This window comes from Intestinibaculum porci (assembly GCF_003925875.1).
Lineage (GTDB): Bacteria > Bacillota_I > Bacilli_A > Erysipelotrichales > Coprobacillaceae > Intestinibaculum > Intestinibaculum porci.
Genome location: NZ_AP019309.1, coordinates 1,889,637 through 1,909,752, shown reverse-complemented (window position 1 = coordinate 1,909,752; position 20,116 = coordinate 1,889,637). Strand labels below are relative to the sequence as shown.

Sequence of the window (20,116 nt, the reverse complement as noted above, 5' to 3'; positions counted from 1 at the left end):
TCCAGGTATCTCATGGTTCTTTGGTTCTTTTCATGGTTCTTTTTGAAGGGAGGTGTCCGGCGTGGATTTTTCAGAGTTCTGCAAGCTGACGAAGCCACAATATTTTGGCTATAACAAGCAGTCCTGGTATCTGAAGGACCTGTTCAAGGCCGCAGGGATACGCCGAGATTATTCCGATGATCATTTGAAAGCAGTATTCAACGGAACTAAACCTTTTGCCTCAAACATGAAAAGGCACTTCCCTCATCCAGTGAGCATTGACAGCATTGTTGCTTTCTTTGAGAAGTACTTGCAGCCGGAGTATGTAAAGCTGCTGGCGGATGCGTTCGGAATTCCTGCTGATGAGGAGAAGAGTCTGTCATACCTGTCCTACGCACTGGCAGCGCAGGTTGTTGCATTCATCTCGAATCGTGAGGAGACAGAATCAGAAAACATCGTGCCGGACAAATATGAGGAAGCTCGGGTGCGAAAAGAAGCTGGCGTCTATAAGATAACAAGACGCCTGTATGATGGTGATGATGTATGGGTGGAGGATCGGACAAAAAAACATGCCGCGGCATTCTATGAAGACATTCACCACACATGGGTGATACATAATCAAGGAAGCGTCATCTGGCATAAACGTAAGCTGGTCTGCGCCAATCCTGAGGAGACTGGCAGGCGGACAAAGGTATTTGAAATAGAAATTAAGGAATTACAGCCGGGAAAATATACAAAAATAGCCACGGACTTCAATGCCCGTGGCCAAGAAGGACCATTCACCATCAAGTGGGATATGGTAGACGAAAACGGTAATAACTGCTTTCCCGGAAGCAGAAACATATTTGATGTTGAGATAGACACAACATTCGGGAACTGATGGAGGTAAAGGCGTGGAAGAAAGATTTAATGTCGAACCGTGGGTGGCTTTGAAAGATGTACAGTCATATCTCGGTGTCGGACGTGAAACCATACTGCAATGGATCAACAAACGTAACATGCCTGCATATAAGGTTGGACGATTGTGGAAATTCAAGCTTAGCGAAGTCGACGATTGGATTCGCTCTGGCGGAGCGTCCGACGATAATAACAAAGATGGCAAGGAGAAATAAAAATATGGCAAGAGCAGCTAAAAAAGATAAAGAAGTGTCGCTGGAAACAGTTCTATGGAACTGCCGAGTAGCGCTTCGTGGTATAGGAAGCACAGAAAAAAATAGAGACGCCGTAATTTCTTTAGTTTTCCTGAAATTTGCGGGAGACAAATTCGAGAAGCGCTATCAGGAACTGAAAGAACAGTATGGATCAGATGAAGGACTGTTTAATATCATGAAGGCCAAGGTCTCGTCCTATAACTCCGTCAACGTGTTCTACCTTAATGAGACATCCCGCTGGTCGTACATCGTGGCGCACGCAGGCGATAATGATATCGCGGTTATTCTCGACACCGCTATGGCTGATATCGAGCGGATGAATCCTTCTCTGAAGGGCGCATTGTCATCAAGGGATAAGGATGGGAATTCGGTCTACACTTTCTTTGCTACGCTCGGCGCAACAACTGCAAAGCTTAAGGATCTGATCGACAACGTCAATAAGATTGATAAGAAGCGATTTCAGGATGAGGACCTGATTGGACGCGTATATGAATACTTCTTACAGGCCTATGCGGCTTCTGGCACAAAGGAAGACGGTGAATTCTATACGCCTGCATGTGTAGTAAAACTCATCGCGGAGATGATTGAGCCGTATTCTGGGACAGTTTATGATCCCTGCTGTGGAAGTGGTGGAATGTTTGTACAGTCCATGAAATTTGTTGATCGCCATAAAGGGAACAGGCAGAAGATCTCCATTATCGGACAGGAAAGCAATCCGGATACCTGGCGGCTGTGCAAGATGAATCTCGCCATTCGTGGCATTGCACATAACCTCGGAGAAAAGAACGCCTCCACATTTACGGATGACCTTCATAGAGATAAGAAGGTCGACTACGTCATGGCCAATCCGCCGTTCAACCTTAAAGGCTGGCGCACGAAGGATCAGCTGACAGATGATCCGCGATTCAAGGGCTATGGCGGAGTTATACCGCCGGTGGCAAACGCCAACTACGCATGGGTGGAGCACATCATTTCAAAGCTTGATGTTACTCACGGCATCGCTGGATTCCTTCTTGCTAATGGTGCGCTGAATGCAGATGGCGATGAGAAAACCATCCGCAGCCAGATTCTTGAAAAGGACTTCGTGGAGGCAATCATTGTATTGCCTCGAGATATGTTCTACACGACGGACATTTCCGTGACGCTTTGGATCGTCAACATGAATAAGCACGCTGGAACCGTGAATGGTAGACAGCTGCGTGATCGGACGAATCAGGTGCTTTTCATGGATCTGCGCACCTGGAATCAGAACATTGAAGAGATTGTCATCGACAAACGCAAAAAGAAAAAGAAAACCGTCCTCACCGACGAGCAGATTACCAAGGTGAAGCAGGTCTACAACAACTGGCAGTCCAACGACACTTCCCTGTATAAAGACGTCCCAGAGTTTTGCCAATCAGCGACACTGGACGAAATACGAGCAAAGGACTACTCACTCGCACCAAGCAAATACATCGAGTTCATTGACCATGATCTAGACATTGATTACGAAAAAGAAATGTCCCTCATTCAGAGCGAAATGAAGGTCGTTTTGAAGACCGAGAAGAAGTCGCAGGCCATGCTCGAAGAAGCATTTAGGGGGATCGGCTATGGCATTGACTAAGTATAAGCTGGGTGATCTCATACAGCTTCTTGACAATAGAAATACTGAACTTATTTATGGAATTGATGATGTTCGCGGGGTAAATAACCTCAAAGAACTTATGCCGACAAAAGCCGATATAAGTGGTAGAGACTTAAGTAAATTTCAAATTGTGTATCCAGATGAGTTTGTTTTCAATCACAGGACTTCAAGAAACGGGAGTAAGTTCAGTATCGCCTATAACGATATGGAGACGCCCGTGATATGTACGGAAGACTATGTCGTATTTCGAATCACTGACGAAGCAAAGCAAAAAATCCTTTTAGCCAGATGGCTGTATATGTTTTTCAAGAGGTCAGAATTTGACAGGTATGTAATCACTAATTCTTGGGGAAGTTCAACAGAATTCTTTAATTGGGAAGATATATGTGAGATCGATATCGACCTTCCGCCGCTTAATATCCAGCAGAAGTACGTGGATGTCTACAATGCCATGCTGGTCAATCAGCAAAGCTATGAACGCGGGCTGGAAGATTTGAAGATTGCATTTGATTCTATTTTGGACAAGGAGAAACACCATGCACATACAATTGCTGTCGGGGAGCTCCTTAATGAAATAGATAATAGAAACAGTGATGGAACTATAGAAGATATTGAGGGTATAAATATTACAAAGCAATTTATGCCAACGGTCGCAAACACTACAGACATTAATCTCAATCGTTATAAGATAGTTCAAAATAATCAGATTGCATATAGCGGCATGCAGACGGGTAGAGATAAATGTATCCGCATCGCTCTTCAAACTTCTGATAAACCTATAATTGTCTCGCCTGCTTATACGGTTTTTGAAGTAAAGAAGGACCTGGTCTTGCCGGAATTTATAATGATGTGGTTTTCACGTGAAGAGAGCGATCGTCGAGGCTGGTTTATGAGTGATTCAAGTGTGCGCTCCAATCTTGACTTAGACCGTTTCTATGAAATAGAGATACCGATTCCATCTATAGATGAACAGAAGGCAATTGTCGATATTTATCGAGCTTATATAGACAGAAGATCAATTAGTAATCGTCTCAAAGAACGCATCAAGAGCATGTGCCCGATATTAATAAAAGGCTCCCTCGAAGAAGCAGGAGCCTGAGGAAGGAGGTGCCGAGGTGGATTATATCTTCGAAAAAGGCAAATTTACAGAAGACGAACTGGAACATGCCATCATAGAGCTTTTCCAGATACAGGGATACGAATATACATACGGCGAAGATATTCACCGCCGTTTTGAAGACATCCTTCTTGAAAACGATCTGCGCACATTCCTGAACCGGAAGTATTCGGACAAGAACCTCAGCGATGTGGAGATGGAGAAGATCATCACCATGCTGACGCTGATTCCCTCTACGCCGTTTTACTATTCGAACCGCCAGGCCTTTTGGCTTGTTGTGGAGGGGTTCGATCTTGTCAGGGATAATATCAATGATGTCGCTCTGCACATCGATTATATCGATTTCGATCACCCGGAGAATAATGTTTTCCGCGTCGTGAACCAGTACGCTGTTCAGGGCGATCGGCTGCGCCGACCGGATCTGCTAATCTTCATCAATGGCATTCCGATAGGCATTTGCGAGTTCAAGACCGCAATCGAGGAAGACAAGACGATTCATGACGCGTGGGAGCAGATTACAATCCGCTATAAGCGCGATATTCCGAATCTCCTAAAATATTGCTTTATGTCCGTCATCAGTGACGGAGTGAATACCAAAATGGGTAGTGTCTTCACACCTTATCGGTTCTACTACTCGTGGAACAGGGCAAATGACAAAGACAAGGTCTCGAATGGTATCAGTTCCTTGCTTACTATGATAGAGGGCGCATTTGTAAAAGAACGGGTCTTGAAAATTCTTCGCGACTTTATTTTCTACCCAGATGACAGCTCAAAGGATGACGTCATTGTCTGCCGGTATCCGCAGTTTTTCGCCGCAGAAAAGATGCTTGCCAACATCAAGCTGCACATGCGGCCTGACGGCGATGGAAAAGGCGGCACCTACTTCGGAGCGACAGGATGCGGTAAGACCTACACGATGCTGTTTTTGTCTCGGCTTATCATGCTGCGCGACAGTGATACATTTAAGAATCCCACGATTATCATTCTGGAGGACCGCGAAGATCTAGACACGCAGACTTCCGAGTTGTTTGTGACAGCAAAACATTATCTGCATCAGGAGGATGTCCGGAGCATAGAGAGCCGTGATGATCTTGAGAAAACTCTCAGGGACAAACCAAGCGGCGGTGTGTATATCACAACTATACAGAAGTTCTGTGAAAAGATTGGTTTACTTTCAGACCGCAACAACATCATCTGTATTTCGGATGAGGCACATCGGACACAAACGAATATCGGGTCAAAGCTAAAGAAAACAGAAAATGGTGTTTACACGACATTCGGATTTGCCAAGTATCTGCGCGATAGTTTTCCGAATGCTACCTACTGTGGATTCACTGGAACACCTATCGATGAGACGGTTGCTGTATTCGGAGATGTCGTTGACAGCTATACGATGAAGGAATCCAGTGACGACGGCATCACCGTGCGCATTGCTTATGAGCCCCGTCTCGCCCGTGTCATCCTGTCTGATGAGCAGGCGAAGGAAATCCAGAAGTATTACGAGCAGTGCGTTGAGGAAGGTTCAAATCCGGAGCAGGTAGAGGAAAGCAAGCGGGCCATGAGCAAGATGTCCGCTATCCTTGGACATCCGGAACGAATTAAAAAGCTCGCCGCGGATATCGTCTCGCACTATGAATCACTGTGCGCCGAAAAGCCTGACGTCGTGCAAAAAGCTATGATCGTTTGCTCTGACAGGCAGAATGCTTTCAAGGTGCTGAAAGCTATACAGGTAATAAGACCGGATTGGAAGGTTCCTAGGAAAGCCGAGGATGAATCCAAGCTGACACGCGAACAGCTTGATAAGCTCGTGGCGCTTCCGAAGATTAACCTTGTGGCTACGCAGGGTCAAAACGATGAGAAGGAACTGTTCGATCTTTGCGGCACAAAGGATTACCGGAAGATGCTCGATAAGCAGTTCAAAAATAATGACTCGAATTTCAAAATAGCAATCGTTGTTGACATGTGGATTACCGGCTTCGATGTTCCGTCTCTTGCTGTCATGTATATCGACAAGCCACTGCAGAAGCACACTTTGATTCAGACGATCTCCAGAGTCAACCGCGTTTTCGATGGCAAAGATAAAGGACTAGTCGTCGATTATATCGGTATCAAGAATGACATGATGGCAGCGGTCAAGAAGTATGGCGGGCCGCAGGAAAGCCCAATCGATGAGCTGAATATTTCTCTGTCGATTTTTCGCAATCACTTGTCGATGATCAACGATTTGCTTTCCGGATTTGATGCCACGAAGTTTTATACCGGGACGCCGCTGGAGCGACTGAACTGCCTGAATGCCGCTACGGAATACGTACAGACCAGCAAAGATATGCAGACGCGCTTCATGGGACTTTCTCGCAGGCTCAAGAGCGCATACCAGATATGTTTCCCATCCGGCGAACTGACGGACGAAGAAACGGCCACGGCTCAGTTCTACCTTGCGATCCGGTCCATCATTTACAAACAGACAAAAGGCAATGCGCCAGATGCAGAAGTCATGAACAGCGTCGTTGAAGGCATGGTACGTGACGCCATCACCTGTACCGGTATCGAAAATATCGTTGACGAGCATAAATCAGTCGATCTGTTTAGCGATGAGTTCGTAGATGAACTGAAGAAGGTCAAGCTGCCTATTACCAAGTTCAATGCGCTTCTGAAGCTTCTGAAGAAAGCAATCACAGCCTATGGCCGTACGAACAAGGTAAAGGCAATCGAATTTGACGAGCGCTTGAGACGGGTGGTCGATGCTTATAATAGTCGCGACAAACTCGTATTCACGAGCGAGGTGGTCGCTGATTTCGTCAATGATCTTTCTGATCAGCTCATCAACATAATGAAGGATTTGAAGGAGGATCAGGACTCTTTCTCTAAGATGGGTATTACATTCGAGGAGAAGGCGTTCTATGACATCCTTGTAAAAGTCCGCGATGACCACGTTTTCCCGTACGCGGACGATAAATGCATCGTGCTGGCTAAAAAAATCAAGGAGCTTGTTGACGATAAAGCACAGTTTGCCGACTGGTCGACACGAGATGACATCAAGAATCAGCTTAACATGGACTTGACTGTACTTCTTTATAAAAATGGATACCCGCCAGAATGGGATGAGGAAGTCTTTGAAAAGGTCATGGAGCAGGCTGAGAACTTCAAGAAATACGAAGATGAGTAATTAGGTAGAAAGGAGACGCAGGTTTTATGGAAAACCCTATCAGCAGATCATTACCTGATGTAAGTATGGATTCTGTTTTTACTGAAGTAATGCACAATGAAAAGCTTGGATTGCGGAACCTGGAACAACTGCGCCTTTTTCGACTGCAGGTCAGCAATAATGCCTTTGTGTACACGAGCCTTGAAGATTATTTGACGGACATTATCAGTGAGTATGTTTTCTCTCGTGCCCAGATAGAGAAGCTGTCACAACCAGGTGTCGGCAATCCTCGCAGCATAGGGAACAAGGCACTCCGGGTCATGAAGCACAACGGAGCAGCAAACGAGAAAGGGACAGGAAACGAACTCGGAGAGATTCTCCTGTATGCTTTTCTCGAGGAAAAGCTCAATGCTCCGAAGATATTCAGCAAAGTTGAGCTGAATGCTGGAACAACTCCATTTGGCACGGCCTGCGATAGTGTCCATCTTCTTGATCTTGGCGATGCTACCGGCATGTCCTACTACCAGACAGTGTTTGGAACCTCAGACATCGAGGGTGATATTGCGGATGCAATAGACAGTGCCTTTGATGCCATAGTGCGTATTGAAAATGAAAACGGGAACGGAATCCAGTTTGTCGACAATCGCTCTTTGAACGACTCTTTTGATGAGGATATCGTGAATAAACTGAAAAGCATCATTATTCCTGAACCAGGAGCTCCTGTTGCGAACGACCGGGCTTACGGTGTCTTTCTTGGATATTCTCTTGGCCTTGATCCGCATACAAGGTCTACACCGGAATTTCTCAAGGATCTGGGGACTAAGATGGATACTGACATTAAGAACCATGTCGCGTATATTGCGGACAAAATAAAGACGCTTGGTCTTGATACACACTCGTTTTACTTTTACATCGTGCCTTTCAACGATGCAAAGCTGGACAAAAAGCAGGTTATGGAAAACCTGCTGATGTGAAGCGGAGGTGTGATTGTATGAGTAGAAAAAGAATCAGGCTCGGAGATGCAATATTCGCAGACATAGAGGAAAACAGGTATCTTAATCAGTTATATGAAGATATCCTGTTTAACTATGCCAATAAAACGCTTCGCACGGGCATGGAATATCGGAACGTTAATATCCATAATGCGCTGCGTTTTGCGGACCTGCTTTCTAAATCAAATAGCGCAGATAAAGCTGAACAGCATAAGATGTGGGCTCAGGAAATTGTCGTCCTCTTAAATGCATTATATCCAAAGAACGATGAAATCCGAGTTGTGGCTGGATCGGTTTTTGCGAATACAGATAATGCAAGAGGGACTTCGCTTCTTGATGCCAACTTCGAGGACCCATTTGTCTTGAATCGAATTTTCTCGGATTACAAGAAGGACTATCTTAGAATTCCGGCAGCACCGAACCTGCGGTTTTTTGGCGCACAGAAACAGGCTTATGATCACCTGCAGGATTCCTATTTCAGTTACTCGGCGCCAACGTCAATGGGAAAATCCTTCCTGATGAGGATGTTCATCAAGGAGCAAGTGGCAAAAGATGCTAAGTTGAACTTTGCGATTATTGTTCCGACCAAGGCGCTGATCAACGAAACTTCTCAGAAGATCATCAAGGAGGATCTAAAGGATCTTTTGGAGGAGAAAAACTACAAGGTCGTCAATGCTGCAAGTGATATTGCTCTCGAGGGAAACCACAACTTCATCCTTGTTTTGACGCCGGAACGACTTCTGTATCTGCTTATTGGAAAACCTAATATTCAGATTGACTATCTTTTCGTGGATGAGGCGCATAAGATGTCCGGCAAGAACAGTCGTGGCCCGTTCTATTACAAGACCGTCGACATGCTTAAGAATCGAGACAATCCGCCGCACTTCATTTTTGCTTCTCCGAATGTCCCGAATCCAGAAGTCTATTTAAGACTTCTGACGGATATCAGTGAGCATGGGGACAAAAGGTTTAGAACAGAATTTTCACCCGTAACGCAAGTAAAGTTCGTAAGCGTTAGATTAAATATCCATAATTACAAAATTATGATAATTTAAAATCTATATAAGCATGATTTTTGATTTTAAACCGGTTACTCTCTAACTTGAATAAATATAACTTTTAATGGAAATCCCCCAGCTACTGCTGCTAACAGTGTTGCCGGGGGTGTTTAATTTGGCTAAGTTATATTAATGACATCTTATTCAGAGTATTGATTTTACTTTTTTGTTATGCCTGAAGGCTGCTGCGGGCTGGATCAGTGTAATAAAGATATAACTTCATAGTCTGATCTGCTAGCGGTACTATGTCTGGTTAGTGTTTGCATAGATTTATGATCTTTCAGCTGTCTTCAGCAGGCTGCATATTAATCGATTAAGGCAATTCTTTTTGCCCGGGATATTAATAAAACCCAAAACAAGCACTCCTAGGCCGGCGGCTGTTAAGCCGCTGGCCTGGATGTTGTGCTATTTATATTTTCTGTCATCATTGCGTGTCGTCTTTCAGCTCTTGCAGTATCCACATCAGCTTTAACTGGCATTTCAGGCTCTTCAGTGCAGAAGTCTGGTATTTTCCCTAACGGTCTGCTGAACCTCTCTTCCTCGAATTTTTGGTATTCGCTTGACCAGGGCATCATCTCATCGATATATTCGCTAATATCGACGCTGGCATGGGCAAGTGAGCTTTCGAAAAGATATTCCAGATACGTATGCGGATCGCAGCCGTTTGACTTGGCAGTTTCAATAAGCGTCATAATGATGCAGAGCGTTTCAGCGCCGCCGATGGAATAGCAGAACAGACTATTGTTTCTGACCATGGCTATATTACGAATCTTGCGTTCGCATTCACCGTTATCGATTGGAACCATTGGATCATCAAGAAACACTCTGAATGCATCCTCATGATTGAGGCTGTAGCTCACCGCATCCTCCATTTCCTCACTAAAAGTGCCGCTGCTGATATCAAGGGACTTGATATAATCAAAGTATGCATCGACAAGCGGTCTTTCGATTTCGTCTCGGACTTTAGCTCTTTCCTTGGCGGTAAGTTCTTTGGCATCATCATCAGCGCTGTAAAGATCACCGATCATATCGAGACACTTTTTTTCGGGGCTTTCCTCAAGAAGCTCTTTATCCTTTACCGCTTTAAATTTCACTTCATATGCCTTGTACAGTCTGCGTCTCAGATGCATAAAGCACCCGCCGAGTATTACATGATCCTTTTTCTCCGAAGCCAGCTTATAATAGGCGCTGTAGGCATCAGATGTCAGATGGATTGTGCCGTCGTTAAGATCCGCATAGAACTCAAGAAGGTGATCCGCTGATCTTGTCAGCTCGAAGCAGAAGACTGCCAGCGGCCGCTCTTCTTCAAATTCGCCAGTGATATGACACCATATGTAGCTTTTGCTTCCCGCATTTCTTCCGTCATTGATGACTTCCAGATAGGTTTCATCAATCTGGGTGTATGTCCGGCAGGCCATTTGTCTCATTATCTCGCTATAGACTGGCTTTAGATATCTGTCAGTGCATTTAATGACCCAGTCTGACATTATCTCTTTTGACAGGTTGATTCCCTGATATGACAGAACCCTTGACAGCCTTGCCAGGGGAACTCCCAGCACAAATTTGAAAGACATGATAAAAGCCAGCAGTGAAGGCGTAACCTTGCTCCTTAACATCAGCTTATTAACCGGCAGTGCCACTTCGCGTAAATCATTAGTATCATCATCGTCATAGACTCTGATCACTGGGCGTTTGACATATACCCTGTAGAGATTTCCTGGAATAAACATAAATTCTTCGGATATGTTCCAGCCTTTTAATGTCCATTTGCCGTAGCCGTATTCTTTATCGATACGCTCCCTGTCAAAGTCAATAATCGTTATTTCTGGTATCTGTCTGGTCTTCTTTTTCCTGTTTAGCTGCCTGCAGGCAGGTCTTTTTATTTTCCTGGATTTTTGGCTGTCATTATTATTCTGTTTTTTACCATCACAGTCGCTTTCATTCATTTCTTCCGAAAGAGGGTCGCTAAACTCATCATCGTGGATTTTGCCATTCATCTTTTCAGACTTTCTTCCAAAGCGATTCTTTTTGAGCTCATCCGTCTGATTCTGAAGTCTGGTATTCTCATGATTAAGAGTGTTAACTCTTATAACTAGATCTTCGCATTCGGCTTTAACCTTCTTAAGCTCATCGGCTGTGTAGCTGAATGTGTTTTTTAATTCATCCAGTTCGGCACGTAATCCGCAGCACTCTTCATAATATTTTAAAGCAACCGCAATCAGGTCCGCATAACTCATTTTATTCAGTTGCTGTTTAAAATATGCGCTGTCTGCCTTCATAGTGTTACGTTTAGATCTCCTCTGACGATACGGTTAGCTGTCTGATCTCACTAATCAGCTGCTTTAATTTTGTGTTCTGGCTGCTTAATGATTCTATCTGCTTGCGAAGATCAGTGATTAATATCATCTGATCCATATTTTCCTTTTTCAGTCTGGCTAATTCGGCTGACTGTCTCCTCTCGGCAGCTGAAGGTTCTCCGCTCTTTTTCTTCTGTGGACCTTTTTTGCCGGTGGGGACCATTTTGCCGGTTTCGGGATCAATTTTTCCGATCAGCTTTCGCTTGGAGCGAGCCTGCTTCTTTTCAGGATCCCAGTAGCTCTTAGACTCGTAGACATAGGTAATGCCTGTAGTCTTGTTGGTCTGTTTGATGATAGCCATTCCATCACCTCGTCCTATATACTATTATAACACTATGAAGACTAAAATTCAAGATAATAGTGATATTAAGCGAATATAATATCACTATATTGTTCAGTTTTGAATTACCATCAGAGGAGTGATATTTCCTTTATCAGCGCTTATTTATTGTACCATCCAAAGTAAATCCGTCCAACAGTCTTTCGTACTGTTCACGCGTTATATCACGAGCTTCCTGATCATCTCTAGGCCACTGAAAGGCACTTCCTTTTGAAAGTCGGACATAGATAAGAACCCATCCGCCTTCTTCGTAAAGAAGCCCCTTGATACGATCTCTTCTGCCACCGCAGAAAAGATAAATGGTTCCTTTTTCCATCGGATTCATATGATATTCAGCGGCTATAACTGAAGCCAGACCGGTAATGCCTCTGCGCAGATCAGTCTTTCCGGTTCTTATTACAATTCTTTTGATGCCTGTCAGTTCTCTAAGCATTTTTAACCACCGCCATAACTCTTGTCAGCGTTTCTTCATCAAAATGTGAATCAATCTCAATGACAAATCCATTCTTCTGAAGTCTCACTCCTGACGATTTGGAGACGCTATTACCGGTTTGAGGAGAACTGTCATTTAAATCAACAGAATAAAAAGTGCCGTTGCCGTCACCCCGATACGGGTCAATATTATTGTTTTGGCAGCTGCGCTCTGCCAGTGATCTTAAATCACTGTAGGTGCTGATTCCGTGTTTTATCATGAGATCCCTGATAATCTTTTTATAATGTGACAGTGTACTTAAACCAACATTATTTTTGGTACACCATTTAGCTAAGGAAAGACCGCTTTTTCCCTGATTTTCAATAATGCCAGTCCATTTAATGATCATTTTGCAATCCTTTTCCGAAAAATACATATGCAAAAGCCTCCCTATTAGAATAATTTGATACATTAATAATTCTAATAGAAGGCATAACTAATTTCATGGATATTACCTCATACGCTTACTAAAGTTCTTTCTGGATCTACAGAATCGTGAGATTTATGTTTATAACGAACATACTGAGAAGAAAATGCACATAATAAGCATTCCACAGAACAAGGCGACGCTGACGCATTTTCTTCTCAAGATTGAACGTCGGAATGATGATCTGCTGGAAGATGCTATGCGACAGACGATCGTCTATTTTAACGGGAAGGCACGAGCAGTAGAAGCTGCTCTCGATTTGTCTCAGTATCTCGATGAATTGGATGACGAAGACTTGGCAGTCCTTTCAAGAGACATCGCAAACGAAGTGCATGGAGACTACTATCTTGCCAAGATTATCAGAAAAGGCATCGCCTATCATATTGGCTACTTGCCTGCGGCAATACGGATGAGGATCGAGGACATGTTCCGTAAGGGTAAGATCACGACTATGTTCTGTACTAGTACACTGCTTGAGGGTGTTAATCTGCCGGCGGATAATCTGTTCATAACAGATAACAAGATATTCCGGTCTCGTATGACTCCTGTTGACTTCAGGAATCTCATCGGTCGTGTCGGGCGAATTGAATATAACCTTTATGGAAATGTAATATTTGTGTCATCTCAGGATGAAAAGCTCCCTGAGACCGAATATGTAAAGATGCTTAAAGAACCGGTGCCGGAACAGACGCTTTCTATCGATGCTGGGCCTAAGACACTTACTAACCCGGAAAGAAAATATATTGTAGAAGCCCTCAAAGAGGGAAATATTGAGCTTGTAAAGAGAAACAAGACTCAGTCTGAAGAATCTTATATCATGATGAGAAGGTTCGGCCTGATTCTTCTTCGCGACATCATGACGGATAATAACAGTCTTGTTCGTCAGTCTTTCTCCGATTTGATCAGCAAAGATGATGCTGCTCTTATTAAGCAGAAATTCGAAGACCCGATTGCTCTTCCAGACGATGATATCAACGTATCAGCGGACCAGACACGGAATCTTATCATTGCGATACGAAATGGCCTCGAATACCCAAAAGCAGTAAATGGAGAATTTGATTATAATGAAGTTGTCGGGTTCCTTGAGAAGCTATGCACGATATTCAAATGGGAGAAATACGAGTATTCCACTCTCGGTAAAGTTACGGATGGCGTGCATAAGAAGCTGCGTTGGTATGCAGTCATACTAATCCAGTGGATGTCCGGATTAGGCCTGAGCAACATTATGAGACAAGGCATTCGTCACCATGTGCAGCATCCAGATAATTTCTGGATAAACAAAACGCAGACAATGGTTTACAAGGATAACGTCGAATTCCGAAATATTCTCTTTGCAGACACGCTGGAAGTTATCGACAACATCATCCTCTTCAGTTTGTCGAACTATTTTCTGCGCTTCTCCAATGAATATAAGAAGATTCATGGCGTCACGGAATTTGACAACAACTGGTACGAATATGTGGAATACGGGACAACAAAGCCTGTGACTATTCTCCTGCAGCGCATTGGATTCACGCGCGAAAACGCGACTTATATACGAAGCCATAGGGATAAGTACATATTGCAGGAAAGCGGATCTAAATTACTTCTCAGCAGAAATTTGCTTGAATGCAATAATCAGAATGTTAGAGAACAGGCAAATATGATTTTATTGAATATGCCAGAAATGTTTGAGCCAGAGGGAGAATAAGGAGGGCAAGCATAAATGCAGAAAATTGATAAAACAGACACTCTAAAGACGATACTGAGCGGTCGAAAGTACACAGTAGATTATTTCCAGCGCGAATATCGCTGGGGACAAAAACAGATTGAGCAGATGCTCACCGACTTCCAGAGCACTTTTGAGGAATTTTACGATCCGGATGATCACGATACGCCGGAGGAAGTTATGAACTATGGCTTTTACTATATGGGCTGTATCATCTGTACTGGTGGCTCTGTAAAAAAAATCATAGACGGGCAGCAAAGATTGACTTCACTCACACTCCTTTTGATTTACCTGAATAATCTTCAGAAAGAGAACGTTAAAGACGAGGATCTCCTTGTTCCTCTGGACGATATGATCTACTCAAAGGCGTTCAGTAAGAAGAGCTTCAATATTGAAGTGGCTGACCGCGAAACTTGCATGCAGGCTCTGTTGCAAAAAGATGAGAACTATGTGCCGATGAATGAGAGTGCGAAAAATATGCTCGACCGCTATGAGGATATCGAAAACCTGTTTCCAGATGAGTTGAAGGAAGAAGCGCTTCCTTACTTCATCAACTGGCTGATCGAGAAAGTCCTTCTTCTGGAGATAGACACGCCTTCCGATGATGAAGCCCACACGATCTTCCTCACGATGAACGACCGCGGACTTAGCCTGAACAGTGCGGAAATGATGAAGGCTTTTATTATCCAGCAGGTTGCGGAGGCAGATCGTATTGATGTAAACCGTAAATGGCAAGACAACATTAATCGCATCAAGGAAGCTTCCTCCTATGACACGAGCGGCATGGTCAACACGCAGGATGTCGAATTTATTTCAATTTGGCTGCGTGCTAAGTACGCAAACTCCATGCGTGAGACTAAACGTGGAGCAAAGGATGAAGATTATGAGCTTCTCGGCGACAAATTCCACACCTGGGTACGAAATAATGTCCGGGCGGCAATGAATCTCGTAAAGCCAAAGGACTACAAGGATTTCGTACTCACTGAAATGACGCGCGTAACCGATATCTACCTGCGGATGAAACAATATGGCAGCAAGCTTACACCGGAATATGAAGAGGTCTTCTACAACGCTAACCGTGACCTGACCTACCAGACTACGCTTGCCATCGCTGCAATCTGCAACGATGACACCGAGGACGTTATTGCAAAAAAGATCCAGATGACGGCAAAGTTTGTGGATGATTTTGCCACTATACGAATTATGAACTTCAAGAAGGTCAACTGGAATACGAATAAATACCTTCTTTTCCATGTAATGCAGGATATCAAGAATGCAGACTGCAAGACAATCGGGATGGTTTATGTCCGGACGCTACGTCGTATGGATGTTTCGATTGAAGGCATAACTCGATTCAGTTTGAACCAGTTCTCGAGCAGGTACATGCTGCATATCCTTGCCCGCTTCACGTCATACGTGAATGTGCTGATGGGTAATCCGTCGCACTTTGAGGAATATGTCGACCGCAAGCGTCAAGGCAACACCTACGATATCGAGCATATCCTTCCCGACAAATACGAGGACTACAAGGACAGTTTCACCGACTACGAAGATTTCGAATCCACCCGGAATCAGATCGGGAACCTGATTCTCCTGACTCGCGATAAAAACAGGAGTTATCAGGCGATGCCATATACTGAAAAGGTTCAGAAATATGCTGGCGACAATATCCTTGCACAGGCCCTGTATGACACCGCCTATTCAAAAAATCCGAAGTTCCTCGCTGTCGTGAGCAAGTATGGCTTCCGTTCCATTTCTGACTTCAGCAGGCAGAGCATTTCGGACCGAGCAGAAATATACATGAGAATGGCGAGTGACATATGGAACCCGGATGCCATCAAAGAACTTGCTGGCGGCTGGACGGATGACGAGGAAAAGGACTTCTTCAAGAACGAAAAGGGGCGGGAATTCACAGTCGGTTATGCAGAGCGCAGCTGGCCTGACGCACTGAAATACGGATTCATGTCCGCGAATCTTGGAGGTAGCGGAAAATCAATCTACAACGTTCAGGTTGGGGACACCATTTACTGTCACATTGCTGGATATGGATTTGTGGGAATCGGCGAATGCACATCGACTGCAACACCAATGAGAAAATTCAAAGTGATGGTAGATGGCACGCCGACTCCTGTGGCTGATGCGCCGTGGGAATCCGAGGAAGCAAAGCAGAAACTTGATCCTAACAAGGAAGTATTCATCGGAGTTGTGTGGAAAAGATACGTGACGAATATTAATGACGGTTATTGGGAGAAAGGAATGACGACAGTTCCACTCGTAGCTTACATGCTCCATGACAGGACTACACACCAAAAGGTCAGGGAACATTTTGGATATGACGATAATGCTGAATGAAACTTTTATCGTTTTCATGCTTTTTAGTGATAACTATTTATTTTAGCGATAGCACAAATTCTCAAAGATGTAAGGGTGCAAAACGGAAATGGCTCAAGCAGTTCGGATGGCAAACCGAGCTTTATAACGAAATCAGGCAGCCGATTTTTAGGATGACCGCATGTTGGAGATGCCTTTATTTCAAGCCTTTTTGTGCCTCTCCCATCAGGGAACTACAGGTTGCCGTTGTATCAAAGACTCTATTCTGATAGAGTGAGAAATTGGCTTTAGTTATTTTTATGATGGACATAAGGTCGAGACGTTTTTCCCCATCAGTCAGTCCCGACTCTACTGGGGGGTGACGTCTCGGGATCTGTGATAGATTAACTTTGATTACAAACGGAATCCCGGCCTTTCGACCATTTTCCGAAGTCGTAGGCAAGTGTAAAAAATCGCCTATTTTTGCATTGACCGTTTCCCTTTGACGGACGGAAATTGGCGATATTTATACGCTAAGCTCTGCGCACATTGAGTCGGTAGCATTGATGTCACGAATTAAGGACTGACTGCTGAAAAAGTGCTGTATTTCCGGTCTCTTCGGGCGTTTGACCGTCAGCACCGGGGAGCCGATTTGACCGCAAAAATCACTCCATGGAAACATATCAATCACTTCGGGCGGAGGGTTGAGTTAGTGATTTGGATAACGGAAGGTTGTGGCTGTGATTTGGATGTCAGGGCGGCAACTCGAAATTTAGAGAGAAGATTATACAAATGGTGTACGATGTATCTATTGACAAAGATCTGTTCAGCGTATATTCGGAGATCAGACTTGGGCTCTTACGCTTCCATGCAGATGTGAAAGCGTCAGATGATCATTTCTGGGATTATATGAATACGGAAGTTCTGCCGCAGGTGAGAAGCAAAATTGAAGGAAAAGGATGGAGCGAGATCCCCGGCATTAAGGGCAGCCGTGCTGCTTATAAGGCTTTTGGCAGAAACCCCGGCAGGTACAGAGTATCATCTGAATCCTTGATTCGCCGAGTTCGCCGCGGTGATGATCTGTACCACATAAACTCAGTAGTCGATGTGAACAACCTGATCTCTGTGAGAAGTGGTTTGTCTGTCGGATCATATGATCTCGGTCAGGTTCATGGAGCGATCAGGCTACGCAAGGCTGAACATGGCGAGGGTTATACCGGCATTGGCAAGGACTTTCTGGATATGGAGAACATGCTCGTGCTGGCGGATGATGAAGGAATATTCGGGTCCTCCATGTCTGATTCTACGCGGGCGATGGTCACAGACTCTGCAAGGGACATTCTTGTAGTAGTCTACTGTTTTGAGAATGATATTGATCTCGATACATTGCTCTGTAATGCAGAAGATGCATTTGAGAGGTTTGCCGGGGCAGAGAATGCAGAACATTGGATTGTATAAATTCAAGTTGAGAAAACAGAGTAAGGCTCCCTCGCTGCCATCATAGGCGGCGGAGAGCCTTTTGTCTTAACTTTCAGAAAAAATTGCACTTAGTCATATTTTTTTATGATTAAAGGACAAAAAATTATGAATATTTCATGATGTTTTGTCCTTTTTTCTCTTAAAGATTGATGGACATGAAATTTCCTGCACTGAAGATGTGCTTAGAAAGATTGTGAAAGCTTTATGATTATTAATGCGGGTGAAATAAAGCATATTTATGGATCAGCACAATATCAGGATATGCGCAAACAAATTAACGGACTGTCAGTTCTTGCTGCAAACTGCTGCGATATGGATGTTATGGATCACAGCCTTTTTATCTTTACTAACCGCTGTAATGCGTCACTTTTTGTGCTATAACAAAGATAGGCTAAGAGCTCATCGGTCATAACGGCTAGAATATTATGAACGTGTATGTTTAGCCTCCGCAAACGACGGGGTGCTTCGGCGTAGAATATTGTTTACGTGTAAGGAAGCTTACCTGTTGGCAGGCTTCCTTTTTTAAGGATTGGTAATGCTATGAAAATTGTTACGATCAACCAGACGTTGCTGAAAGAATTCCAAGAAAACCTAGAGGTTCTCAGGAAAACAGCGCGTCCATGTGTTCTCATTATCCGCTTGAAATATAAGGGAGTGAACAGGTCCTTTGCTGTACCTCTGAGGTCGAATATTTCTTCCAATACTCCAAAGAATCAGTACTTTGCGCTCCCTACGAGATCAACAACCCGTGCAGGCAATCATCATGGTCTGCATTACATCAAGATGTTCCCTGTTACAAAAAAGTATCTGATCAGATACCGAACTGATCATGTGTTAACCAAAACGCAAAAAACAATTCTGAAGTCTTTTGACATTAATGCAAATGTTATGAAAAGACGATATCGCAGTTTATGCGAAATTTTAGAACATGTATCGAAATAAGATGAAATATGTATAAAAGATTTAATACTTATTGAGAACAAACACTATTGGAAGTTAAGACGTAGAGATTCCGACCGCGCCTACCAATGTATAAAATTCACAAATAGTCCATATTATTTGTATTGCAATCAACAAGACATCATATTACAATGTAATTAATAGAGGAGGTGCAAACATATGAAAGATTCAACAGTAAGTGCACGTGTTGAAAACGATGTAAAAAATGAAGCAGAAGACATCTTGCGGAAGCTTGGAGTTCCTGTTTCTGTTGTCATTAATTCCCTGTACCGCCAGATCATTTATCGTCATGGCATTCCGTTTTCATTGACTGTTCCGGCAGAGCCAAGAACACTGGATGCAATGTCGGATGCGGAGCTTGACGCAAAACTTCAGCACAGCTATGCTCAATCGGTTGCAGGTGAAGGCAGACCGCTCGGGGACGTGTTCGATGATCTGGAAAGGAGCCTTGAATAAGTGAACTCCTATGAAATCATCGTCACACCGGATGCGGAAGCAGATCTTTATGAGATCAAAAATTACATAGCTAAGACTTTGCTGGTATCTGATGTTGCTTTAAATTACATCCGAGTCATCCGCAATGAGATGGAGAAGCTTTCTTACATGGCAGACAGCATTGCACCGGTGGCACGCGAGCCGTGGCATTCCAGAGGCGTGCGTAAGATAAGCGCGAAGAACTTCTACATCTACTATCGCCCGGATGAAGTATCCGGAAGGGTCTATGTCCTGAATGTGATTTATGCAAAGCGTGATCAGCTTAAGGTCTTAAACAAAATGAATCTCTATGATTGACAAAAGGCAACTCTCCATTCGAGGGTTGCTTTTTATCTGTCTCCGCGTTCGCGGTAGATCTTCTCATGGCAGCTCCTGCAAAGGCTAATGAGGTTGCTCTCATCGTTCGTTAGTAAGCGTAATAAAATCCGTGCCTTTTGCTAGTGTTTTTTCCTGGTATGATCATGGCAGGGAGGTAGTGAAATATGGATCTTTATACATTAAC

At 43.9% G+C, this 20,116-nt stretch carries 18 protein-coding genes; 13 read left to right on the top strand and 5 right to left on the bottom strand.

All coding sequences use genetic code 11. From position 1 onward, the window contains the following. Window positions 1-61 precede the first annotated feature (61 nt). From SG0102_RS09220 to SG0102_RS09190, 7 genes are read left to right on the top strand one after another with little or no spacing between them, the layout of a single operon-like run. The gene (locus tag SG0102_RS09220) at window positions 62-859 is read left to right on the top strand and encodes an NBR1-Ig-like domain-containing protein (RefSeq protein WP_125119667.1); all 798 of its coding nucleotides are present in this window, start codon (window positions 62-64) and stop codon (window positions 857-859) included. A gap of 13 nt (window positions 860-872) precedes the next feature. Then, window positions 873-1,091: an excisionase family DNA-binding protein gene (locus SG0102_RS09215; protein ID WP_125119666.1), complete on the top strand. Its 219-nt coding sequence runs from the start codon at window positions 873-875 to the stop codon at window positions 1,089-1,091. 4 nt (window positions 1,092-1,095) lie between these two features. Beyond that, a complete protein-coding gene (locus SG0102_RS09210) occupies window positions 1,096-2,733 on the top strand; it encodes an N-6 DNA methylase (RefSeq protein WP_125119665.1) in 1,638 nt (545 codons plus the stop codon). After that, complete coding sequence (locus SG0102_RS09205) at window positions 2,720-3,853, top strand: restriction endonuclease subunit S (RefSeq protein WP_125119664.1); 1,134 nt, start codon at window positions 2,720-2,722, stop codon at window positions 3,851-3,853. Before SG0102_RS09210 ends, SG0102_RS09205 begins: the two co-directional genes overlap by 14 nt. 16 nt (window positions 3,854-3,869) lie before the next feature. Further along, a complete protein-coding gene (locus SG0102_RS09200; protein ID WP_125119663.1) occupies window positions 3,870-7,037 on the top strand; it encodes a type I restriction endonuclease subunit R in 3,168 nt (1,055 codons plus the stop codon). 26 nt (window positions 7,038-7,063) lie between these two features. After that, complete coding sequence (locus SG0102_RS09195; RefSeq protein WP_125119662.1) at window positions 7,064-7,990, top strand: HamA C-terminal domain-containing protein; 927 nt, start codon at window positions 7,064-7,066, stop codon at window positions 7,988-7,990. Between the two features lie 17 nt (window positions 7,991-8,007). Next, the gene (locus SG0102_RS09190) at window positions 8,008-9,063 is read left to right on the top strand and encodes a DEAD/DEAH box helicase (protein ID WP_125119661.1); all 1,056 of its coding nucleotides are present in this window, start codon (window positions 8,008-8,010) and stop codon (window positions 9,061-9,063) included. Window positions 9,064-9,446: 383 nt separating this feature from the next. Here the strand turns inward: SG0102_RS09190 and tnpC are convergent, their stop codons facing one another. The 4 genes from tnpC to SG0102_RS09170 form a co-directional block, all read right to left on the bottom strand. Beyond that, on the bottom strand, window positions 9,447-11,303 hold the full coding sequence (tnpC, locus tag SG0102_RS09185) for an IS66 family transposase (RefSeq protein ID WP_157982939.1): 1,857 nt from the start codon (window positions 11,301-11,303) through the stop codon (window positions 9,447-9,449). Window positions 11,304-11,355: 52 nt separating this feature from the next. Further along, a complete protein-coding gene (locus SG0102_RS09180) occupies window positions 11,356-11,724 on the bottom strand; it encodes a hypothetical protein (RefSeq protein ID WP_125118209.1) in 369 nt (122 codons plus the stop codon). 133 nt (window positions 11,725-11,857) lie between these two features. Further along, the gene (tnpB, locus tag SG0102_RS09175) at window positions 11,858-12,196 is read right to left on the bottom strand and encodes an IS66 family insertion sequence element accessory protein TnpB (RefSeq protein WP_125118210.1); all 339 of its coding nucleotides are present in this window, start codon (window positions 12,194-12,196) and stop codon (window positions 11,858-11,860) included. After that, complete coding sequence (locus SG0102_RS09170; RefSeq protein ID WP_125118211.1) at window positions 12,189-12,584, bottom strand: hypothetical protein; 396 nt, start codon at window positions 12,582-12,584, stop codon at window positions 12,189-12,191. The genes tnpB (SG0102_RS09175) and SG0102_RS09170 overlap by 8 nt, the downstream gene beginning before the upstream one ends. Before the next feature lie 184 nt (window positions 12,585-12,768). Here SG0102_RS09170 and SG0102_RS09165 point away from each other — a divergent pair, with 184 nt between their 5' ends. The 6 genes from SG0102_RS09165 to SG0102_RS09140 all read left to right on the top strand — a co-directional run bounded on the left by SG0102_RS09165 (window position 12,769) and on the right by SG0102_RS09140 (window position 19,911). Further along, on the top strand, window positions 12,769-14,352 hold the full coding sequence (locus tag SG0102_RS09165) for a helicase-related protein (RefSeq protein ID WP_125119660.1): 1,584 nt from the start codon (window positions 12,769-12,771) through the stop codon (window positions 14,350-14,352). Window positions 14,353-14,367: 15 nt separating this feature from the next. After that, window positions 14,368-16,722, top strand: a complete 2,355-nt coding sequence (locus tag SG0102_RS09160) for a DUF262 domain-containing protein (RefSeq protein ID WP_125119659.1) — start codon at window positions 14,368-14,370, stop codon at window positions 16,720-16,722. 750 nt (window positions 16,723-17,472) lie between these two features. After that, window positions 17,473-18,138 carry a B3/B4 domain-containing protein gene (locus SG0102_RS09155; RefSeq protein ID WP_125119658.1) on the top strand — a complete coding sequence of 222 codons (666 nt, stop codon included), beginning with the start codon at window positions 17,473-17,475 and terminating at the stop codon, window positions 18,136-18,138. Between the two features lie 225 nt (window positions 18,139-18,363). Then, window positions 18,364-18,540 carry an IS66 family insertion sequence element accessory protein TnpB gene (gene tnpB, locus SG0102_RS15975; protein WP_125119657.1) on the top strand — a complete coding sequence of 59 codons (177 nt, stop codon included), beginning with the start codon at window positions 18,364-18,366 and terminating at the stop codon, window positions 18,538-18,540. Between the two features lie 738 nt (window positions 18,541-19,278). Then, window positions 19,279-19,575 carry a type II toxin-antitoxin system RelB/DinJ family antitoxin gene (locus SG0102_RS09145; protein WP_125119656.1) on the top strand — a complete coding sequence of 99 codons (297 nt, stop codon included), beginning with the start codon at window positions 19,279-19,281 and terminating at the stop codon, window positions 19,573-19,575. Then, the gene (locus SG0102_RS09140; protein ID WP_125119655.1) at window positions 19,576-19,911 is read left to right on the top strand and encodes a type II toxin-antitoxin system RelE/ParE family toxin; all 336 of its coding nucleotides are present in this window, start codon (window positions 19,576-19,578) and stop codon (window positions 19,909-19,911) included. 32 nt (window positions 19,912-19,943) lie between these two features. Here the strand turns inward: SG0102_RS09140 and SG0102_RS15970 are convergent, their stop codons facing one another. Next, window positions 19,944-20,039 carry an HNH endonuclease gene (locus SG0102_RS15970; RefSeq protein ID WP_197715113.1) on the bottom strand — a complete coding sequence of 32 codons (96 nt, stop codon included), beginning with the start codon at window positions 20,037-20,039 and terminating at the stop codon, window positions 19,944-19,946. Between the last annotated feature and the right edge of the window lie 77 nt (window positions 20,040-20,116).